At 57.4% G+C, this 16075-nt stretch carries 12 protein-coding genes; 5 read left to right on the top strand and 7 right to left on the bottom strand.

Features of this window, described 5'->3' with window-relative positions; genetic code table 11:
• The first annotated feature begins 2 nt into the window (after positions 1-2).
• Positions 3-938: a LysR family transcriptional regulator gene (locus AB5Z02_RS15775; protein WP_368216413.1), complete on the top strand. Its 936-nt coding sequence runs from the start codon at positions 3-5 to the stop codon at positions 936-938.
• A 42-nt stretch (positions 939-980) separates the two neighbouring features.
• On the opposite strand, the gene tyrS is transcribed toward AB5Z02_RS15775, so the two are convergent.
• Positions 981-2180 (bottom strand): tyrosine--tRNA ligase, encoded by a 1200-nt coding sequence (gene tyrS / locus AB5Z02_RS15770; RefSeq protein WP_005347884.1) that lies wholly within the window; start codon positions 2178-2180, stop codon positions 981-983.
• Positions 2181-2289: 109 nt separating this feature from the next.
• On the opposite strand from tyrS, the gene AB5Z02_RS15765 reads away from it, so the two are divergent.
• Positions 2290-3615 carry a peptidoglycan DD-metalloendopeptidase family protein gene (locus AB5Z02_RS15765; RefSeq protein WP_013724009.1) on the top strand — a complete coding sequence of 442 codons (1326 nt, stop codon included), beginning with the start codon at positions 2290-2292 and terminating at the stop codon, positions 3613-3615.
• Positions 3616-3928: 313 nt separating this feature from the next.
• On the top strand, positions 3929-5050 hold the full coding sequence (locus AB5Z02_RS15760; protein WP_368216411.1) for an anhydro-N-acetylmuramic acid kinase: 1122 nt from the start codon (positions 3929-3931) through the stop codon (positions 5048-5050).
• A gap of 22 nt (positions 5051-5072) precedes the next feature.
• Here AB5Z02_RS15760 and AB5Z02_RS15755 read toward each other — a convergent pair whose 3' ends face one another.
• Complete coding sequence (locus tag AB5Z02_RS15755; RefSeq protein WP_368216410.1) at positions 5073-5819, bottom strand: hypothetical protein; 747 nt, start codon at positions 5817-5819, stop codon at positions 5073-5075.
• 1289 nt (positions 5820-7108) lie between these two features.
• Between AB5Z02_RS15755 and AB5Z02_RS15750 the strand changes: the two genes are divergently transcribed.
• Complete coding sequence (locus AB5Z02_RS15750; RefSeq protein WP_368216408.1) at positions 7109-8374, top strand: RidA family protein; 1266 nt, start codon at positions 7109-7111, stop codon at positions 8372-8374.
• Positions 8375-8446: 72 nt separating this feature from the next.
• Here the strand turns inward: AB5Z02_RS15750 and AB5Z02_RS15745 are convergent, their stop codons facing one another.
• The 3 genes from AB5Z02_RS15745 to AB5Z02_RS15735 all read right to left on the bottom strand — a co-directional run bounded on the left by AB5Z02_RS15745 (position 8447) and on the right by AB5Z02_RS15735 (position 11047).
• Positions 8447-9169, bottom strand: coding sequence for a PA1136 family autoinducer-binding transcriptional regulator (locus AB5Z02_RS15745; protein WP_368216407.1), 723 nt, complete (start codon positions 9167-9169; stop codon positions 8447-8449).
• On the bottom strand, positions 9166-10029 hold the full coding sequence (gene hchA / locus AB5Z02_RS15740; RefSeq protein WP_201991773.1) for a glyoxalase III HchA: 864 nt from the start codon (positions 10027-10029) through the stop codon (positions 9166-9168). Before hchA ends, AB5Z02_RS15745 begins: the two co-directional genes overlap by 4 nt.
• Before the next feature lie 145 nt (positions 10030-10174).
• On the bottom strand, positions 10175-11047 hold the full coding sequence (locus AB5Z02_RS15735) for a LysR family transcriptional regulator (protein WP_042055160.1): 873 nt from the start codon (positions 11045-11047) through the stop codon (positions 10175-10177).
• A gap of 135 nt (positions 11048-11182) precedes the next feature.
• Here AB5Z02_RS15735 and AB5Z02_RS15730 point away from each other — a divergent pair, with 135 nt between their 5' ends.
• Positions 11183-12202, top strand: a complete 1020-nt coding sequence (locus AB5Z02_RS15730) for an NAD(P)H-quinone oxidoreductase (RefSeq protein WP_368216405.1) — start codon at positions 11183-11185, stop codon at positions 12200-12202.
• Positions 12203-12435: 233 nt separating this feature from the next.
• Here AB5Z02_RS15730 and AB5Z02_RS15725 read toward each other — a convergent pair whose 3' ends face one another.
• Together AB5Z02_RS15725 and tkt are read right to left on the bottom strand one after the other, a co-directional pair.
• Positions 12436-13557 (bottom strand): hypothetical protein, encoded by a 1122-nt coding sequence (locus AB5Z02_RS15725; RefSeq protein ID WP_368216404.1) that lies wholly within the window; start codon positions 13555-13557, stop codon positions 12436-12438.
• Positions 13558-13773: 216 nt separating this feature from the next.
• Positions 13774-15765 (bottom strand): transketolase, encoded by a 1992-nt coding sequence (gene tkt / locus AB5Z02_RS15720; protein WP_368216403.1) that lies wholly within the window; start codon positions 15763-15765, stop codon positions 13774-13776.
• Positions 15766-16075 lie beyond the last annotated feature (310 nt).

Genomic DNA, 16075 nt, shown 5'->3' with positions numbered 1-16075 from the left:
ATATGGAACTTCGTACGCTCCGCTACTTCATGGCCGTTGTTGAAAAGCAGAATTTCACCCGCGCAGCCGAATCACTCAACATGGCCCAGCCGCCGCTGAGCCAGCAGATCCGCAAGCTGGAAGAGACCCTGGGCACCCCGCTACTGCGCCGTTTGACCCGCAGTGTCGAACTGACCGAGGCGGGCGAGAGCCTCTATCGGGATGCGGCGCAGATCCTGGCGCTGGCCGATGCGGCAAAACAGAAGGTAAAGCGGATTGCCCGGGGCGAGCAGGGGGCGCTGCGGATCGGCTTTGCCGGTTCCACCGTGCTCCACCCCGCGGTGCTGACCCTGCTGCACGACTACCGGGAGCGCTACCCCGAGGTAGCCCTCAGCCCGCAGGAGGGCACCATGCCGGCACTGGTGGAGGCGCTACGCAACGATCGGCTGGATGCCGCCATCTTGCGGCTCCCCTGCCGCGGTAGCGAGGGCTTTGCCCATCACCTTATCGAGCAGGAGCCGCTGCTGATCGCCCTGCCGACCAGCCATCCCAAGGCCAAGCCGGGCCCCTTGCCACTGGCCAGCCTGAAGGACGAGAGTTTTATTCTGTTTCCCCACGCCATCGGGCCCGGGCTCTATGACGGCATCGTGGGCCTCTGTCGGGAGGCGGGGTTCGAGCCGATACTGGGACCCGAATGTCCGCAGGTGATCTCCACCGTCGGCATGGTGCAGGCGGGCTTTGGCGTGACTCTGGTGCCCAGCTCGGTGGCGGCGCTGCGCCCGCTCGGGGTCAGTTATCACCCCATTGAGGGCAACGGCATGATGACCAGCATCAGTCTGGCGACACGGCCTCACCCAAGCAGTGCCGTGCTGCGGCACTTTATCGCCCAGATCCGTGCCGCCCAGATACGACAAGGCCTCCCGAAGGAGGCCCTGTTAAACAAGCTTGAACCGGCCTGATGACCAGCTTGCCTGATGCGACTGCTTATTTGACGGTACTGCTTATTTGACAGTCACCCGGGCAAACTTGCGCTTGCCGACCTGATAGACGGCGGTACCGGCACCAATCAGTGCCTTGCCATCTTCCAGCTTCTCGCCATCCACCTTGACCGCACCCTGCTTGATCATCCGCAGCGCTTCAGAGGTGGTGGCCACCAGATCGGCCTCTTTCAGCAGGTTGGCAATGGCCAGACCTTCGCCTTCCAGAGCCAGCTCGATTTCCGGCATCTCGTCCGGGATGGCGTTCTTGGAGAAGCGCTGGGTGAAATCTTCGTGGGCCGCTTCGGCCGCCGCTTCATCGTGATAACGGGCGATGATCTCTTTGGCCAGCCAGATCTTCACGTCGCGCGGGTTGAGAGTACCGGCAGCGATGCCCGCCTTAAACTCTTCGATTTCGGCCAGCGGACGGAAGGAGAGCAGCTCGTAGTAGTTCCACATCAGATCGTCGGTGATGGACATGATCTTGCCGAACATCTCGCCCGGAGCGTCGTGAACGCCGATGTAGTTGCCTGCGGACTTGGACATCTTCTTGACGCCATCCAGACCCACCAACAGCGGCATCATCAGCACGCACTGGGTCGCCATGCCGGCATCTTTTTGCAGCTCGCGGCCCATCAGCAGGTTGAACTTCTGGTCGGTACCGCCGAGCTCAACGTCCGCCTTCAGCGCGACCGAGTCATAGCCTTGCAGCAGCGGATAGAGGAATTCGTGAATCGCGATGGATTGGCCGCCGGTGTAGCGCTTTTTGAAATCGTCGCGCTCCATCATGCGGGCCACGGTCTGCTTGGCCGCCAGCTTGATCATGCCGGTCGCACCCAGCTCGCTCAGCCAGGTCGAGTTGTACTCGATGCGGGTCTTGGCCGGGTCGAGGATCTTGAACGCCTGCTCCGCATAGGTGAGGGCGTTGTGCTTGATGGCCTCTTCGGAGAGCGGCGGACGGGTGGCGTTCTTGCCGGAGGGATCACCCACCATGGCAGTGAAGTCACCGATCAGCAGGATCACTTCATGGCCCAGATCCTGGAAGGTCTTCAGCTTGTTGAGGATCACGGTATGACCCAGGTGAATGTCGGGGGCGGTCGGGTCCATGCCCAACTTGATGCGCAGCGGGCGCCCTTCCTTCAACTTGGCGACAAGTTCTTCTTCAACCAGAATTTCTTCCGCTCCGCGCTTGATCTCGGCTAGCGCCACCTCGAGCTGGGACATTTTTTGACTCTCCATCACGATTCCACAGGGCCAAACATATTACTGGAATGGCGGGCCAATTGGAAAGGCTGTAAAATCCGTCCATTCTGCCCGACTTCATCTGCTTCTCATGGTTATTTGGCACGCCTTCAACGCACTCCCCCACTGGCACCGCAAGATGGTGCTGATCTTGAGCATCATGATCATGATGCTGGCTGCCTGGCCAAGCGAACAGGCGGTGGCAACACGGGTCGATGAAAACGGCAACGAGATTGCCCTGCGGGAACCGGCCAACGACAACGCGCTGAACGATGAGCTGCCGGCCGAGGCCGCCCAGCCCGTTACCCCGCCCAAGCCGCGCTATATCACCAAGCAGGTGAAGGTACGCCGTGGCGACAACATGGGAGTCATCTTCCAGCGCATTGGCCTGAGCACCACGGATCTGCACCTGATCGATCAGCTCGAGGGCAGCGATCCCCTGCGGATGCTGCAACCTGGGCAGGAACTCACCTTCAAGCTCACCGAGAACGGCGAGCTGCACAGCCTCTATTACCCCCACAGTCTGGAGCAGGCGCTCAAGGTGAGCCGCAAGGAGGAGACCTTTGTCGCCCGCAACGTCAAGATCGCCCTCGACACCCGCGAACAGGTGAGTAAGGGCGAGATCCGCTCCAGCTTCTGGGGCGCCGCGGTGGATGCGGGGATGACCGAAGATCAGATCATGGACTTGGCCGCCATCTTCGGCTGGGACATCGACTTTGCCCAGGACTTGCAGCCGGGGGACAGCTTCCGGGTGGTCTATGAAGACAAGTTCCGCGACGACGAGCGGGTCGCCTCCGGCGATATTCTGGCGGCGGAGTTCGTCAACCAGGGCACCGCCTACCGCGCCGTGCTCAATGAAGATGGCAACTACTACACCCCGGAAGGGAAGGCGATGCGCAAGAGCTTCCTGCGGGCGCCGGTCAACTTCAAATACATCAGCTCCAACTTCAACCCGCGCCGCCTCCATCCGGTGACCGGCAAGATCCGCCCCCATAACGGCATCGACTATGTGGCGCCGGTGGGCACCCCCATCATGGCGGCGGGCTCCGGCAGCGTTGTGGCCGCCGGTTACAACCAGTTCAACGGCAACTACGTCTTTATCAAGCATGCCGGCAACTATGTGACCAAGTACCTGCACCTCTCCAAGCGCACCGTCAACAAGGGACAGCGGGTGAAGCAGGGGCAGACCATCGGTACTCTGGGTGGCACCGGCCGCGTCACCGGCCCGCACCTGCACTACGAATTCGTGGTGGGCGGCATTCACAAGAACCCGCGCACCCTCACCCTGCCACAGGCAGAGACCCTGAGCGGACGCGAGCTGGCCAACTTCAAAAAGCTGGCGATGCCGCAACTGGCCAAGCTCGACAACCCCGAGCTGCAGCTGGCCCAGAACAAGCGGGATAGTCGCGGCAACTAAGCCATCAGGGCTGGCAGGGTGAAGGCCCTGCCAGCCCATTTTATTGAGCTCGCGCCAGGTGACCAGATTGAAATGAGTCCACCTTCGGACATAAGATGAGATGGATCACCGGGAGCGGCATGTGGCACGGAAGCAAGGGCTTATCTATCCTGTCTCTCTCACTCTTTTTCCGGTCCGCATTGAGGATGCAACATGGTTGAGCGTTATATCGGTCTGATGTCAAAGACCACGCCATGTGGCATGGGATGAAAGCCGTTCCCCTCTTCACCCTCTCTGCACACCGCATTTTCGAACAGCAATGTAAGGAGACACCATGGCTGAGCGCTATATCGGTCTGATGTCGGGAACCAGCATGGACGGCATTGATGCCGTGCTGGTGATGATCGCCGGGGATGAACTGCGGGTCGAAGCGGCGCTTTGTCACCCCTGGCCGCAAGAGACCGCCCGCACGCTGCATGCTCTCTGCACCCCGGGCGACAACGAAATCGACCGCATGGGGGGGGCCGATAATCTGGTGGCGCGAGAGTTTGCCGCCGCCACCCACGCGCTGCTGACCAAGGCGAAGCTTGAGCCCAAAGATATTCGCGCCATCGGCAGCCACGGCCAGACCATCCGCCACCGTCCCCAGCTCGGCTTTACCCTGCAGATCGGCAATGCCGCCCTGCTGGCCGCCCTGACTGGCATCGACGTTATCGCCGATTTTCGCACCATGGATATGGCCCTCGGCGGTCAGGGGGCGCCGCTGGTGCCCGCCTTCCATCAAGCACTGTTTGCCAAACCCGGCGCCCTGCGAGTGGTACTGAACCTCGGCGGCATCGCCAATATCTCGGTGCTGCCGGGCAATCCGGGCGGGGTATATGGTTTTGATACCGGCCCGGCCAACACTCTGCTCGATGGCTGGTATCGCCGCCATCAGCCCCACGGCGGCAGCTATGACGCCGGTGGCAAATGGGCCGCCAGTGGCAAGCCCATCCCGGCCCTGCTGGAAAAACTGCTGGCTCACCCCTATTTCGCAGCCCCCGCCCCCAAGAGCACCGGACGGGAGATGTTTACCCTCGATTGGCTCAATGGGGAGCTGGCAGGCACTTCATACGCCCCCGTGGATGTGCAGCGCACCCTGCAGGCGCTCACCTGCCACAGCATCGCCCGCCAACTGCCCGCCCGGCCCGAATCAGTCGGTGCCAGCCAGCCGAAAGCCGAGCTGTTTGTCTGCGGCGGCGGCGCCCATAACGCCCCCTTGCTGAAGGAGCTGGCCAGCCTGCTGCCTGCATGGCGCATCGCCAGCACAGCCGAGCTGGGCCTTGCCCCCGACTGGGTGGAAGGCGCTGCCTTTGCCTGGCTGGCCATGTGCTTTGTTCACCGCAAGCCGGGTAACCTGCCCGCCGTCACCGGCGCCAGCCGTCCGGCTGTGCTGGGGGCGCTTTATCCCGCCTGAGTGATGACAAGGGGGCTGCGGATCAGTGTGCCCCCTTGAACAGACGCACAACCTGTTGCCGGATCGGTGCAAACAGCGGGGGCTTTGGCGGCTCCAGATTGATATGGCGCCGCCCGGCACGGGTTTCACAACGAAGCAGATTCTGGATGTAGTGATGGTGGGTGCGATGGATCAGCTGTGAAGCCTGATACGCCCACTGTCTGGGCACGCCCCACAGGGTGCTGGCAATCGCCCCGACGATACAGAAGAAAGCGGGCTCCTTAATTCCCATCCGGCTGGCATTCTCCAGCGCCTCCTTGAGCGAGTTGGAGTGGGCAATACAGGTCATGATATTGACCATGAAGGCGTCGTAATCATCCTCCCCACCCTTGCCAACGCGCGCCGTCAGGGTCGCCGAGGGCTGATAACCAAACTGATGGCCGATATTTTCCAACACCGTATTCCGCTGGCGGATCACCTTGCCATAAAACATCAGCATCACCATGCAGTCGATCGCCTTGCACAGCGCCTCGTAGTGGGGATGGCTCTTCTTGGGACGCGGCGCCGTGGCGAGGGCCAGCTCTTCAGAGATGGCCAGCAGGCCCACAGGTACGGCGGTGCTGACAAACGAGAGATCAATCGACAGCTCCAGCCCCTCCTCCCCTTCCATGCGGGCCACAATGACATGTTCACCAAACAGCCGACGCTGGCGCTCGATAAAGGCGCCAAAGACCAGATCACGAAACTGCTTTTGCGGATAAGGGGTATCGAGCAGGCTCTCGATGGTCATGATGGCGGCAGATACCCGGCCGCGCAGTCGGTAATCGGCAGGAATGGGAAAACTCTTTCCCAGGCGAGGAGGTAACCGCTGCCCAGATGTTTGACAATACATATCGCCCAGAACGAAACCCAGCATAAATCCTCCACAGTCAGGTAATGATGATCGCGATGCGATCTCGCTTGCCAATCCTGGGCAATGGCCTGCCGGTGCATCGATGCTCTCCGTCAGGGCTCCTTGATTACCTTATTAATCATACGATTAATAGCGAGTGAAAAAAGCGACCTGACTCGCAATCACGCCACTAATTAACAGTTTCATCAAGAAACCATAAAAAGCGGTCGATAAATCCATTTTTTGACACATTTCCCTTTAAAAACAGCATATTGAAATTTATGCCTGCGAAATCATCTGAACTGTTCCCGAGCCCTGAAAACCATCCCAATCATCACAACCAGCCACAGATAAGAGGGAGCTCGGACAAAGCCACAGAAAAGTGGAAAAAGCGACGACGCGGGGCAACCCCACCCATCGGGGGATGCAACCGGCGTGAAGAGACTCGTATTGCCACCACCGCCCCTCATCCAACGCCACCTCTCATCCAGCACCACAGCTCCTGCAAACCGTCACGCCAATGCCATGCTCCCCACTCCTGTGCAGCAGGAGCAGATCCGCCGTGCAAATTCATGGCATAGAATTTTATGGCGCTAATAACAGATCCAGGCTGCCAGCAAGGCGTCATCGAGTATGCCGGAATAATCGTTAACAGAGAGGAATGCAAAAGCCGTGAATTATATTCCAGAGGTATCTTTAATAAGGTGGATATGCATATTAACGGGAGTTTTCATAGCCCCTTAAAAGAGCTGAAAACAGATATCCATGCACCATAATATGCATTATTTGCACATCAGCGCATAATATTAACCCTTTATTCACACGCCAATATCCCGAAGAGGGGAAGAGCAAACCCAGTCAGGGCAAGGCTGTTCGCCGGTTCGGCACCATTTGCGCACGAATTGGCTACGATTTCGGGTGAATTGAATAGCAATATGATTAAATTTGCGCCCATTGAGCCATCTCATAGAAATGCAATCAGCGGTTTGCAACCCCTGATAGCCACTCATAGAATCGCAGCGTCTGAAATATCTACCCTGTCCTCTTCTCCCTTATTTCTCTCAGTAATTGAGTGGATCACAAATAATAACCGGGGATGCCGCCGCTGGCGCAGTGGCCGTGGCGTACAACAAGATGGGGTAAACCTGTACCTGAATGAACAACAAATATTAAAAAGAGGCATATCTATGAGTGGCACCATCATCAAGTCGGCAAGAAATACCCCCCATGCACCCCAGGATCTGGGCCCCTGCACCCAAACGGTGGCGTTTTCTCATTACAACAATATCTCGGCCCAGCTGCCGGTCGATCCCGCCACCGGCAAGATGGTGAGTGGCGATGTCACCGCGCAGGCCAGACAGTGCCTGAGCAACCTCAAGGCGATCATCGAGAGCATCGGCCATGTGATGGACGATATGGTCAAAGCGACCATCTTCCTGAAAGAGATGGCGGATCTGGAGGCGGTCAACGCCGTCTATCGCGAATTCTTCCCGGGCTATCTGCCGACCCGCACCACCCTCGCCGTCGCCGCCCTGCCGCTGGGCGCGCTGGTGCAGATCGATGCCATCATCTCCAACGGCGAAGGTACCTTCCCACAAGATCCTTGCCCGCTGGTGAAGCTCGCCCGCAACAGTGACAAGGCGCCGCACAATCCGTTCTCCACCCATACCGTGGCCTTCTCCCACTACAACAATATCGGCGCCCAACTGCCGGTGGATGCGGCCTCTGGCCAGCTGGTTGCCGGTGGCATCAAGGAGCAGGCGGGTCAGAGCCTGCGCAATATCAAGGCGGTGCTGGAGAGCATCGACGTGCCGTTTGACGATATCGTCAAGGTTACCGTCTATCTGACCGATCTGGCCGATCTGGAGGCCGTCAACGAGGTCTACACCACCTTCTTCCCCGACTCCGCCATCGCCCGCGCCGTCGCCTATCTGCCCGCCCGCTCTGTGGTCAGTGCCGCTGCCCTGCCCATGGGGGCACGGGTGCAAATGGATGCGGTCATCTCCCACGGTGACGGCACCCCGCCACAACTGGTGGAAGACCGTCACAATCTGGTGATCCGTGCCCGCAATACCGACAAGGCACCGCGCAGCCCCTTGCACACCCAGACCGTCGCCTTCTCCCACTACAACCATCTCTCTGCCCAACTGCCGATTGACCCCGCAACCGGCAAGATCCTGGCTGGCTGCATCAAGGAGCAGACCGCCCAGTGCCTGAGCAATATCAAGGCGATTGTGGAGAGCATCGGCCATGTGATGGACGATATCGTCAAGGTCAATATCCAGCTCGCCAATATCGCGGATCTGGATGCGGTCAACGCCGTCTACACCAAATACTTCCCGGGTTATCTGCCTGCCCGCACCGTGATTGGCGTGAGCGAGCTGCCCGCTGGCGTCCTGGTGCAAATTGATGCGGTAATGTCCAATGCGGAAAGCACCCCGCCGCAGGTGTAATGTTGCGGGAAATAAAAAAGAGACCGGCTGATGGCCGGTCTCTTTTTACATGCCAGACAAAGGGATGGCCCCTCAGCCCTCGATATCGCGGTTCCTGATCGCCACTCTGACCGCCTCTGCCGTGGTGGCTACACCGAGTCGACGACGGGCACTGCGCAGATGGTTCTCGACCGTGCGCACCGAGAGTTTCAGGGTGGTGGCGATATCGGCATGGCGCCAACCCCGGGAGACCCACTCCAGCACTTCGCGCTCGCGCCCAGTGAGGCCACGCTCGTGGCCCTCTACAGGCATCTCCATCAGCCGACGAGCTGCATGAAAAGCCGCAGCCGCGATCAGCGCAAGGCCAACCCGAGCGGGAGCGCTGGCATCGATCTGATCGCCGCCAAAGCTCATCGCCCCTTCCAACCCCAGCGGCCCATAGACGGGCACCTGCAAGCCATGTCGGCCCGGCCCCTCAGGCTGGCGAACGATACGGTACTGCTCGCCAACGGCACCAACCGTTTTGCTCCAGAAGAAGGGCTGGTCTCGCTCCCTGATATGCATCGCCATCGGGCACTCGCGCATATAGGAATGCAGGTCGACCGCCTCGCCGCTCTCCAGCCACTCCCCCTCCAGCCAGTAGAGATGCTCGACCACCCCCTCCTCGCTGGCACTGATGGAGAAGAGCGCAAAGCGGTGATACCCCAGCGGGGTGGCAAAGGCGCGCACCAGCTGCTGGATCTCCTCCAGCCGCTGACACCCTTCCAGCGCCACCGCGACCTGCAACGCATTCGCTGGCGATGACGACAACCTCATCGCTTGGCAACCGCCTCCAGCAAGGTGGTAGCGGCCAGCTTGCCGAGGTTATTGCCCGCCAGCGGGCTGTCACCGGTCAGCAGATTGCGATCCCGGCACACCTCTCCCGAGATGCCGTTGTTGACGATCTCGAAGCCAATCTCTTTGAGCTTCTCGCCAAACTTCCAGGTAAGGTGGCCAGGCATATAGCCAATTGCCGGGGTCTGGGCATCCAACTCATCGGGGAAGGCGCAGATCTTGTAGCCCGCGAAGGTCTCTGGATTGGCCACCGCCAGCAGCGCAGCAGGCCCGTGACAGAGGGAGATGATGAAGCGATCGTTGGCCATCGCCCACTCCAGCAGCGCTTTCACCTCGGCACTCTGCGGCAGCCCCATCAGGGCGCCGTGGCCACCGGGAATAAAGACGCCGATATAGTCCGAGTCGGCGGCCAGCGCCTCTTTCAGCAGATCGGCCAGCTTGGCCGGTTGGCGGAACTGCGACTGATATTTGGCAAAGAGCCCCAGCACCTCTTCATCTTCGCCGGGCATGGCCCACCACTCGAACTTGACCGGATTGCCGGAAAGGGTAGCCACATCAAAGGCAAAGCCCGCCTTGTCGAGGTGATACATGGGCAGCAGGGTTTCGACCGGATGGTTACCGGTAGAAAACAGGGTGCCGTTGTCGGTGGGCAGATAGCGCTCATCGGCCCCGATCAGCAGGATCTTCCAGCGCCCCTCCCGATAGGGAGCGGGATAGTCAGCCCCGGCAAGGTCAGATTTGCGCGAGGTGAACTGGCTCAGGGAGTAGGGCGACGGAAAGAAGGCATTCTGCTCTGCCGGATCCGGGGTCGGTTGTTTATCGTCAACAAGCATATCGGTCATGGGTCAAGCTCCAGTAGTGGTGGACTCGGTCTCACAGTATTGACTGTCAGAGACCAAGTAAATGAGGGTTTTCCCTCAACCGCTATGACTATGGCAAGAGGTGTGACCACGCTGCGACAAAACCTGAACAGAATCCCCGCCAGACTTAGGCCATCGCGGCAAATGCCCTGACGATGGCATCCATGACCGCCCTGACCCGCGCGGCATGCTGCACATCCTGATGGGTCACCAGCCACACATCGTAGGATTGCTGTAACTGCCGCTCGGGCCAGACCCGCACCAACCCGGCTTGCTCGGCAAGCGGAACCGCTACCTCGCCAAGTCCCAGCCCCATCAACAGGGCCTGACGCAGCATCAGGCTGGTATTGACCCCCGCGGCGACCGTGGCCCCCTCGGCCGCCTCTTCGAGCATCATTGGCGAGCGAGCACTCTGCCAGTGGGGCTCATACACCACCAGCGAATGGCCCGCAAAACCGGTGCCCGCTTCGGGAATGCCATGGCGAGCCAGATAGTCGGCGGAGGCATACAACCCGACCGGCCAGGAGGCCAGCTTGCGAATAATCAGGTCGGGATTGTCCGGCTTCACCGTCCGGATCGCGATATCCGCTTCCCGCAAGGACAGATTGACCACCTGGGTCGAGGTATTGAGGATGACCCTGATATCGGGATAACGCTGATGCAGCTCGGTCAGGGCCGGTATCAGAAAATCCATCCCCAGGGTGTCTGTAGTCGCCACGCTGACCTCCCCGACCAGACGGTTGTCGACCCCTTGCGCCGCCCGTACGAAATCAATGGCCGCCAGCTCCATCTGCTGAGCGCTGGCCAGCACTATCTCTCCGACATGAGTCAGCACATACCCTTTGGATGTGCGGAGAAACAGCGTGGCCGCCAGACGATGCTCCAGTGCAGCAATCCGTCTGCCAATGGTTGCCTGATCGACCCCGACCACACGGGCGGCGCCCCTCAGGCTACCTTCACGATGCAACGCCAGAAAAATTTTCGCATCATCCCAGTTCATCACGACTCCCGGTTGAAATGCATTTTTGCATTACAGGTGAGGAATAATACTGCGTTTATTCATCAGCAATCTCCACTATCTTGGTGCTCATCCCACTCGGGGAACCTCATATCACCTCGTTACAAGGAGCCGCTGATGCCTAACGCCTATTCCATTCCCGCCACCATGAGCGCGGTAGAAATTACCCAACCCGGTGGCCCCGATGTCTTGCAACTGACCACCCGCGCCACACCAGAGCCCAAGCCCGATGAGGTCTTGATCCGGCACTATGCGATCGGCATCAATGGGCCGGATGTGATGCAGCGCAAAGGGCTCTACCCGCCTCCGGCAGGAGCATCGGATATTCCCGGGCTGGAGGTCGCCGGGGTCGTGGTCGCCAAGGGGGAGCAGGTGACTCATCTCAAGATTGGCGACAAGGTCGCCGCGCTGATTTCGGGTGGCGGCTATGCCGAGTACAGCGTCGCCCACCAGAGCAATGTCCTGCCCCTGCCGCCCGGATTGAGCTTTGTCGAAGCCGCGGCACTGCCGGAAACCTTTATGACGGTCTGGTCAAATATGTTTGAACGGGGCCAGTTCAAAAAAGGGGACATTATCTTGATCCATGGCGGCGCCTCCGGTATCGGCACGACCGCCACCATGCTGGCCAAGGCATTTGGCGCCGCAAAAATCATCACCACGGTCGGCTCACCCGAGCAGCAGGCCGCCAGCATCAAGCTGGGCGCGGATGTGGCCGTGCTCTACAAGGAGGAAGATTTTGTCGAGGCCGTGCATGCCGCCACCGATGGCCATGGCGCCGACATCATTCTCGATATCATTGGCGGGGAGTATGTCGCGCGCAACTATGCGGCGGCCGCCATCAATGGCCGCATAGTCCAGATCGGCATTATTGCGGGCGCCGCCCCCAATCTGGATCTGTTTCCCATGCTGCAAAAGCGGCTGACCCATATCGGCTCCACCCTGCGCTCGCGTACTCCGCAGGCAAAAGCCGAGCTGATTGCCCAGCTGCAAACTCATGTCTGGCCATTTATCGAACGTGGCGAGGTCAAACCCCAGGTTTACCAGACCTTCCCGCTGCATGAGGCGGCGGCCGCTCACCATTTGCTGGATTCAGGCCGCCATATCGGCAAGCTGGTGTTAACCATGGCGCCGTTGTAGTCAGATTGATAAAGCCCATAGTGAAGCAGGCCGAGGTGGATGCGGTGATGTCCAACGCGGAAAGTACCCCGCCGCAGATGTAAGGCATGCTCTGAATAATAAAAAAGAGACCGGATGATGGCTGGTCTCTTTTTACATGTTTATGATTTTCATTTTTAAATAAATGCAGAGGGGCGAGATCTTTATTAATTACAATCACATCACACCGCACATCACCAACCCAAGAACAATAGTTAACTCCCAAAGATAACTGTAATGCCAGCACCGACTGCACCACCAAAAACAGAAGCTAAGAAGATAATTACCAACTCCATTGACTTACTACTTTTACTTTCAAAATAACTTATTATTTCAGCCGTTTCTGCAATAGGATAAGATGGCCAGTTATTTATTAAATCATCAACAAAATGCATTAGATAATTACTATATTTTCCACTTTTATATATTGATGAGTAGTGTTGCTGACATGTATTTTTAAATTGAATTTCTTGACCTTTATAAAGACCAATATCTCGATATAAGCCACTTAATAGTTTCGGCTTATATGACATTCGATCCTTCAATGTCTTTTTATATCCATCATCTTCCAGCCTCATTATATCATGCAACTTATCTTGTATAACACACCAATCCAAAAACCGCTTACGATTCATCGCCTCCAGTTCATAATAAAAACCAACCTCACTAGACAACTCAAAAACAAACTCATCAAAAGCAATGTCTTCAGACTCAAACACATTCTTAGAATAAGAGAAACTTAAATCATCATAACCAGGAACCTTCGTGTGATTTAATTCAAACACTTTGAATTCATCAATATTTTCTTGCGATGACTCACTAAAGAAAAAATCAGCATGAAATGGTGATGGGCCAATGTAATCAAGTTGCAAAATAGAACTAACTAAACCGATCTCCTTTTTTAAATACTCCCTAACTACTTGTATTGCTGTTGATGGAGATGAACTTCTGCCTGCGCCAATGCTTTCAACGATAGTAAAAGGTCCATGCCAGTCATGTATGAATAAAATTTTGAAATTATCTGAGTCAGTATCTATATTATCTCGTTCTTTACCAATAAGCTCACCTTGAACTCTTTTTGGCAAATAAAGATTAAATGAGAGTTTATATAATGGAATAAGAGGGTGACATGGCTCACCATTCTTCATTTTGGTGGATTCACATGTCTGAATCTTTTCATTTCCTACGTCATAATCAAAAAATATTTCAACGTCACTTACGGTGGATAGCTTTTCTAAAGAATTTTTAACCTCATCAATATACTCTTGAACTGTAATTTCTCTAGTCATTCCCTCTTTAAAAGAAAAGTTTAGGCAACCCACACCAAATGCTTTCATTCCACCCCCCTAAAGCTAAATTCACCTTTCCACCTGATGTTTAAATTTCACTAGAACAGACAAGGAACACTATGATACTCAAAATAAATTATCAGTAACTAAAAAATACCAAAAATTCATTTAAAAATATCCATTGTTGCAAAAACGCCCCCCATCTTGCGATGGAGGGCGTTTTATTTTCCGGCTATTGGGCCAGAGTGGCCCAATGGTCAGCTATTACAGGGACTCAGCGGTCGCAACCACGTTTTCCACGGTAAAGCCGAATTCCTTGAACAGCAGCTCGGCCGGTGCGGACTCACCGAAGGTGGTCATACCAATGATCTTGCCGCCAAAGCCCACGTACTTGTACCAGTAGTCGGCGATGCCGGCTTCGATGGCCACACGCTTGGTGACGGAGGACGGCAGGACAGACTCTTTGTACTCGGCAGACTGGGCATCGAACACGTCGGTAGACGGCAGAGAGACCACGCGCACGGCACGGCCCTTGGCAGTCAGCTGCTCATAGGCGGCAACGGCCAGTTCCACTTCGGAACCGGTGGCGATCAGGATCAGCTCCGGAGTACCGGCGCAATCCTTCAGCACGTAACCACCCTTGGCGGTGTCGGCCAGCTGCTGGGCAGTACGGTCCATCTGGGCCAGGTTCTGACGAGAGAAGATCAGAGAGGTCGGGCCGTCGGTACGCTCGATGGCGTGTTTCCAGGCGATGGCAGATTCAACCTGGTCACACGGACGCCAGGTGCTCATGTTCGGAGTCAGACGCAGGGAGGCGATCTGCTCAACCGGCTGGTGAGTCGGGCCATCTTCACCCAGACCGATGGAGTCGTGGGTGTAAACGAAGATAGCGCGCTGCTTCATCAGGGCGGCCATGCGCAGGGCGTTGCGAGCGTACTCCATAAACATCAGGAAGGTCGCGCCGTAGGGGATGAAACCACCGTGCAGGGCGATACCGTTCATGATGGCGGACATGCCGAACTCACGGACACCGTAGTGGATGTAGTTGCCGGAGGCATCGTCGTTGGTCAGGGACTTGGAGCCGGACCACATGGTCAGGTTGGACGGAGCCAGGTCAGCGGAGCCGCCCATGAATTCCGGCAGCAGCTTGCCGAACGCTTCCAGAGAGTTCTGGGACGCTTTACGGGTTGCGATCTTGGCCGGGTTGGCTTGCAGGGTTTCGATGATCTTGGCGGATTCAGCAGCCCAGTTGGCCGGCAGTTCGCCAGCGGTGCGGCGCTTGAATTCGACAGCCAGCGTCGGGTGAGCGGCTTCATAGGCGGCGAACTTGGCAGCCCAGTCAGCTTCCAGTGCAGCGCCCTTCTCCTGAGCGTTCCACTCGGCAGCGATATCGGCCGGGATAACGAACGGCGCGTGGTCCCACTTCAGGAAGGCGCGAGCAGCGGCGATCTCGTCGTTGCCCAGCGGTGAGCCGTGGCAGTCGTGAGAACCGGATTTGTTCGGGGAGCCGTAACCGATGATGGTGCGGCAGCAGATCAGGGTCGGCTTGCCGGTCTCGGCCTTGGCGGCTTCGATGGCGGCATTGATGGCTTCCGGGCTGTGACCGTCAACAGCCGGGATAACGTGCCAGCCGTAGGCTTCGAAACGCTTGACGGTGTCGTCGGTGAACCAGCCTTCTACGTGACCGTCGATGGAGATACCGTTGTCATCCCAGAACGCGATCAGTTTGCCCAGTTGCAGGGTACCTGCCAGGGAGCACGCTTCGTGGGAGATACCTTCCATCAGGCAGCCGTCGCCCATAAAGGCGTAGGTGTAGTGGTCAACGATGTCGTGGCCCGGCTGGTTGAACTGCTCAGCCATGGCTTTTTCGGCGATCGCCATACCAACGGCGTTGGTGATGCCCTGACCCAGCGGGCCAGTGGTGGTTTCAACGCCCGGTGCATAGCCGTACTCCGGGTGACCCGGGGTGCGAGAGTGCAGTTGGCGGAAGTTTTTCAGATCGTCGATGGAGAGGTCATAACCGGAGAGGTGCAGCAGGGAGTACAGCAGCATGGAGCCGTGGCCGTTGGAGAGAATGAAACGGTCGCGGTCGGCCCACTTGGGGTTGTTCGGGTTATGTCTGAGGTGGCTACGCCACAGCACTTCGGCGATATCCGCCATTCCCATGGGGGCGCCCGGGTGACCGGAGTTGGCTTTTTGAACGGCATCCATACTCAATGCACGAATGGCATTGGCAAGCTCTTTACGAGAAGGCATCTGAATCTCCTGCGATTGCTTCATTTGATGGCCAAGATTAAGGCGCGTTATTGTCCCAGCAGGGCGCGCGGCGTGCAAATATTATCTGGATGAATAAAGTGGCTTTGGGAGGACAATCGCTTTTCTTGCCCTCTATTGACCAATGCAGCCAGAGAAAAACGTTTGATTTCCATCCCTTTCGGGATAGGAGAGCACCGCTTGTGACCCATTGGACACTGCGCGACAAAATAGTGCTGGCAATCACGGGGGGCGCTAATTAAAATAGACGTCCAGATGTAGATACCTCTACACCATCCTATTCATCCGGTTA

It is taken from the genome of Aeromonas sp. R2-3 (assembly GCF_040908375.1).
In the GTDB taxonomy this organism is placed as follows: Bacteria; Pseudomonadota; Gammaproteobacteria; order Enterobacterales; family Aeromonadaceae; genus Aeromonas; species Aeromonas veronii.
Note: the sequence above shows the minus strand (reverse complement) of the source record. Positions and strands in the feature narration are given on the sequence as shown.

Coding starts and splice junctions, on each gene's coding strand:
- AB5Z02_RS15775 (WP_368216413.1), top strand. CDS start 3: ATGGAACTTCGTACGCTCCGCTACTTCATGGCCGTTGTTGAAAAGCAG.
- tyrS (WP_005347884.1), bottom strand. CDS start 2,180: ATGTCCCAGCTCGAGGTGGCGCTAGCCGAGATCAAGCGCGGAGCGGAA.
- AB5Z02_RS15765 (WP_013724009.1), top strand. CDS start 2,290: ATGGTTATTTGGCACGCCTTCAACGCACTCCCCCACTGGCACCGCAAG.
- AB5Z02_RS15760 (WP_368216411.1), top strand. CDS start 3,929: ATGGCTGAGCGCTATATCGGTCTGATGTCGGGAACCAGCATGGACGGC.
- AB5Z02_RS15755 (WP_368216410.1), bottom strand. CDS start 5,819: ATGACCATCGAGAGCCTGCTCGATACCCCTTATCCGCAAAAGCAGTTT.
- AB5Z02_RS15750 (WP_368216408.1), top strand. CDS start 7,109: ATGAGTGGCACCATCATCAAGTCGGCAAGAAATACCCCCCATGCACCC.
- AB5Z02_RS15745 (WP_368216407.1), bottom strand. CDS start 9,169: ATGAGGTTGTCGTCATCGCCAGCGAATGCGTTGCAGGTCGCGGTGGCG.
- hchA (WP_201991773.1), bottom strand. CDS start 10,029: ATGACCGATATGCTTGTTGACGATAAACAACCGACCCCGGATCCGGCA.
- AB5Z02_RS15735 (WP_042055160.1), bottom strand. CDS start 11,047: ATGAACTGGGATGATGCGAAAATTTTTCTGGCGTTGCATCGTGAAGGT.
- AB5Z02_RS15730 (WP_368216405.1), top strand. CDS start 11,183: ATGCCTAACGCCTATTCCATTCCCGCCACCATGAGCGCGGTAGAAATT.
- AB5Z02_RS15725 (WP_368216404.1), bottom strand. CDS start 13,557: ATGAAAGCATTTGGTGTGGGTTGCCTAAACTTTTCTTTTAAAGAGGGA.
- tkt (WP_368216403.1), bottom strand. CDS start 15,765: ATGCCTTCTCGTAAAGAGCTTGCCAATGCCATTCGTGCATTGAGTATG.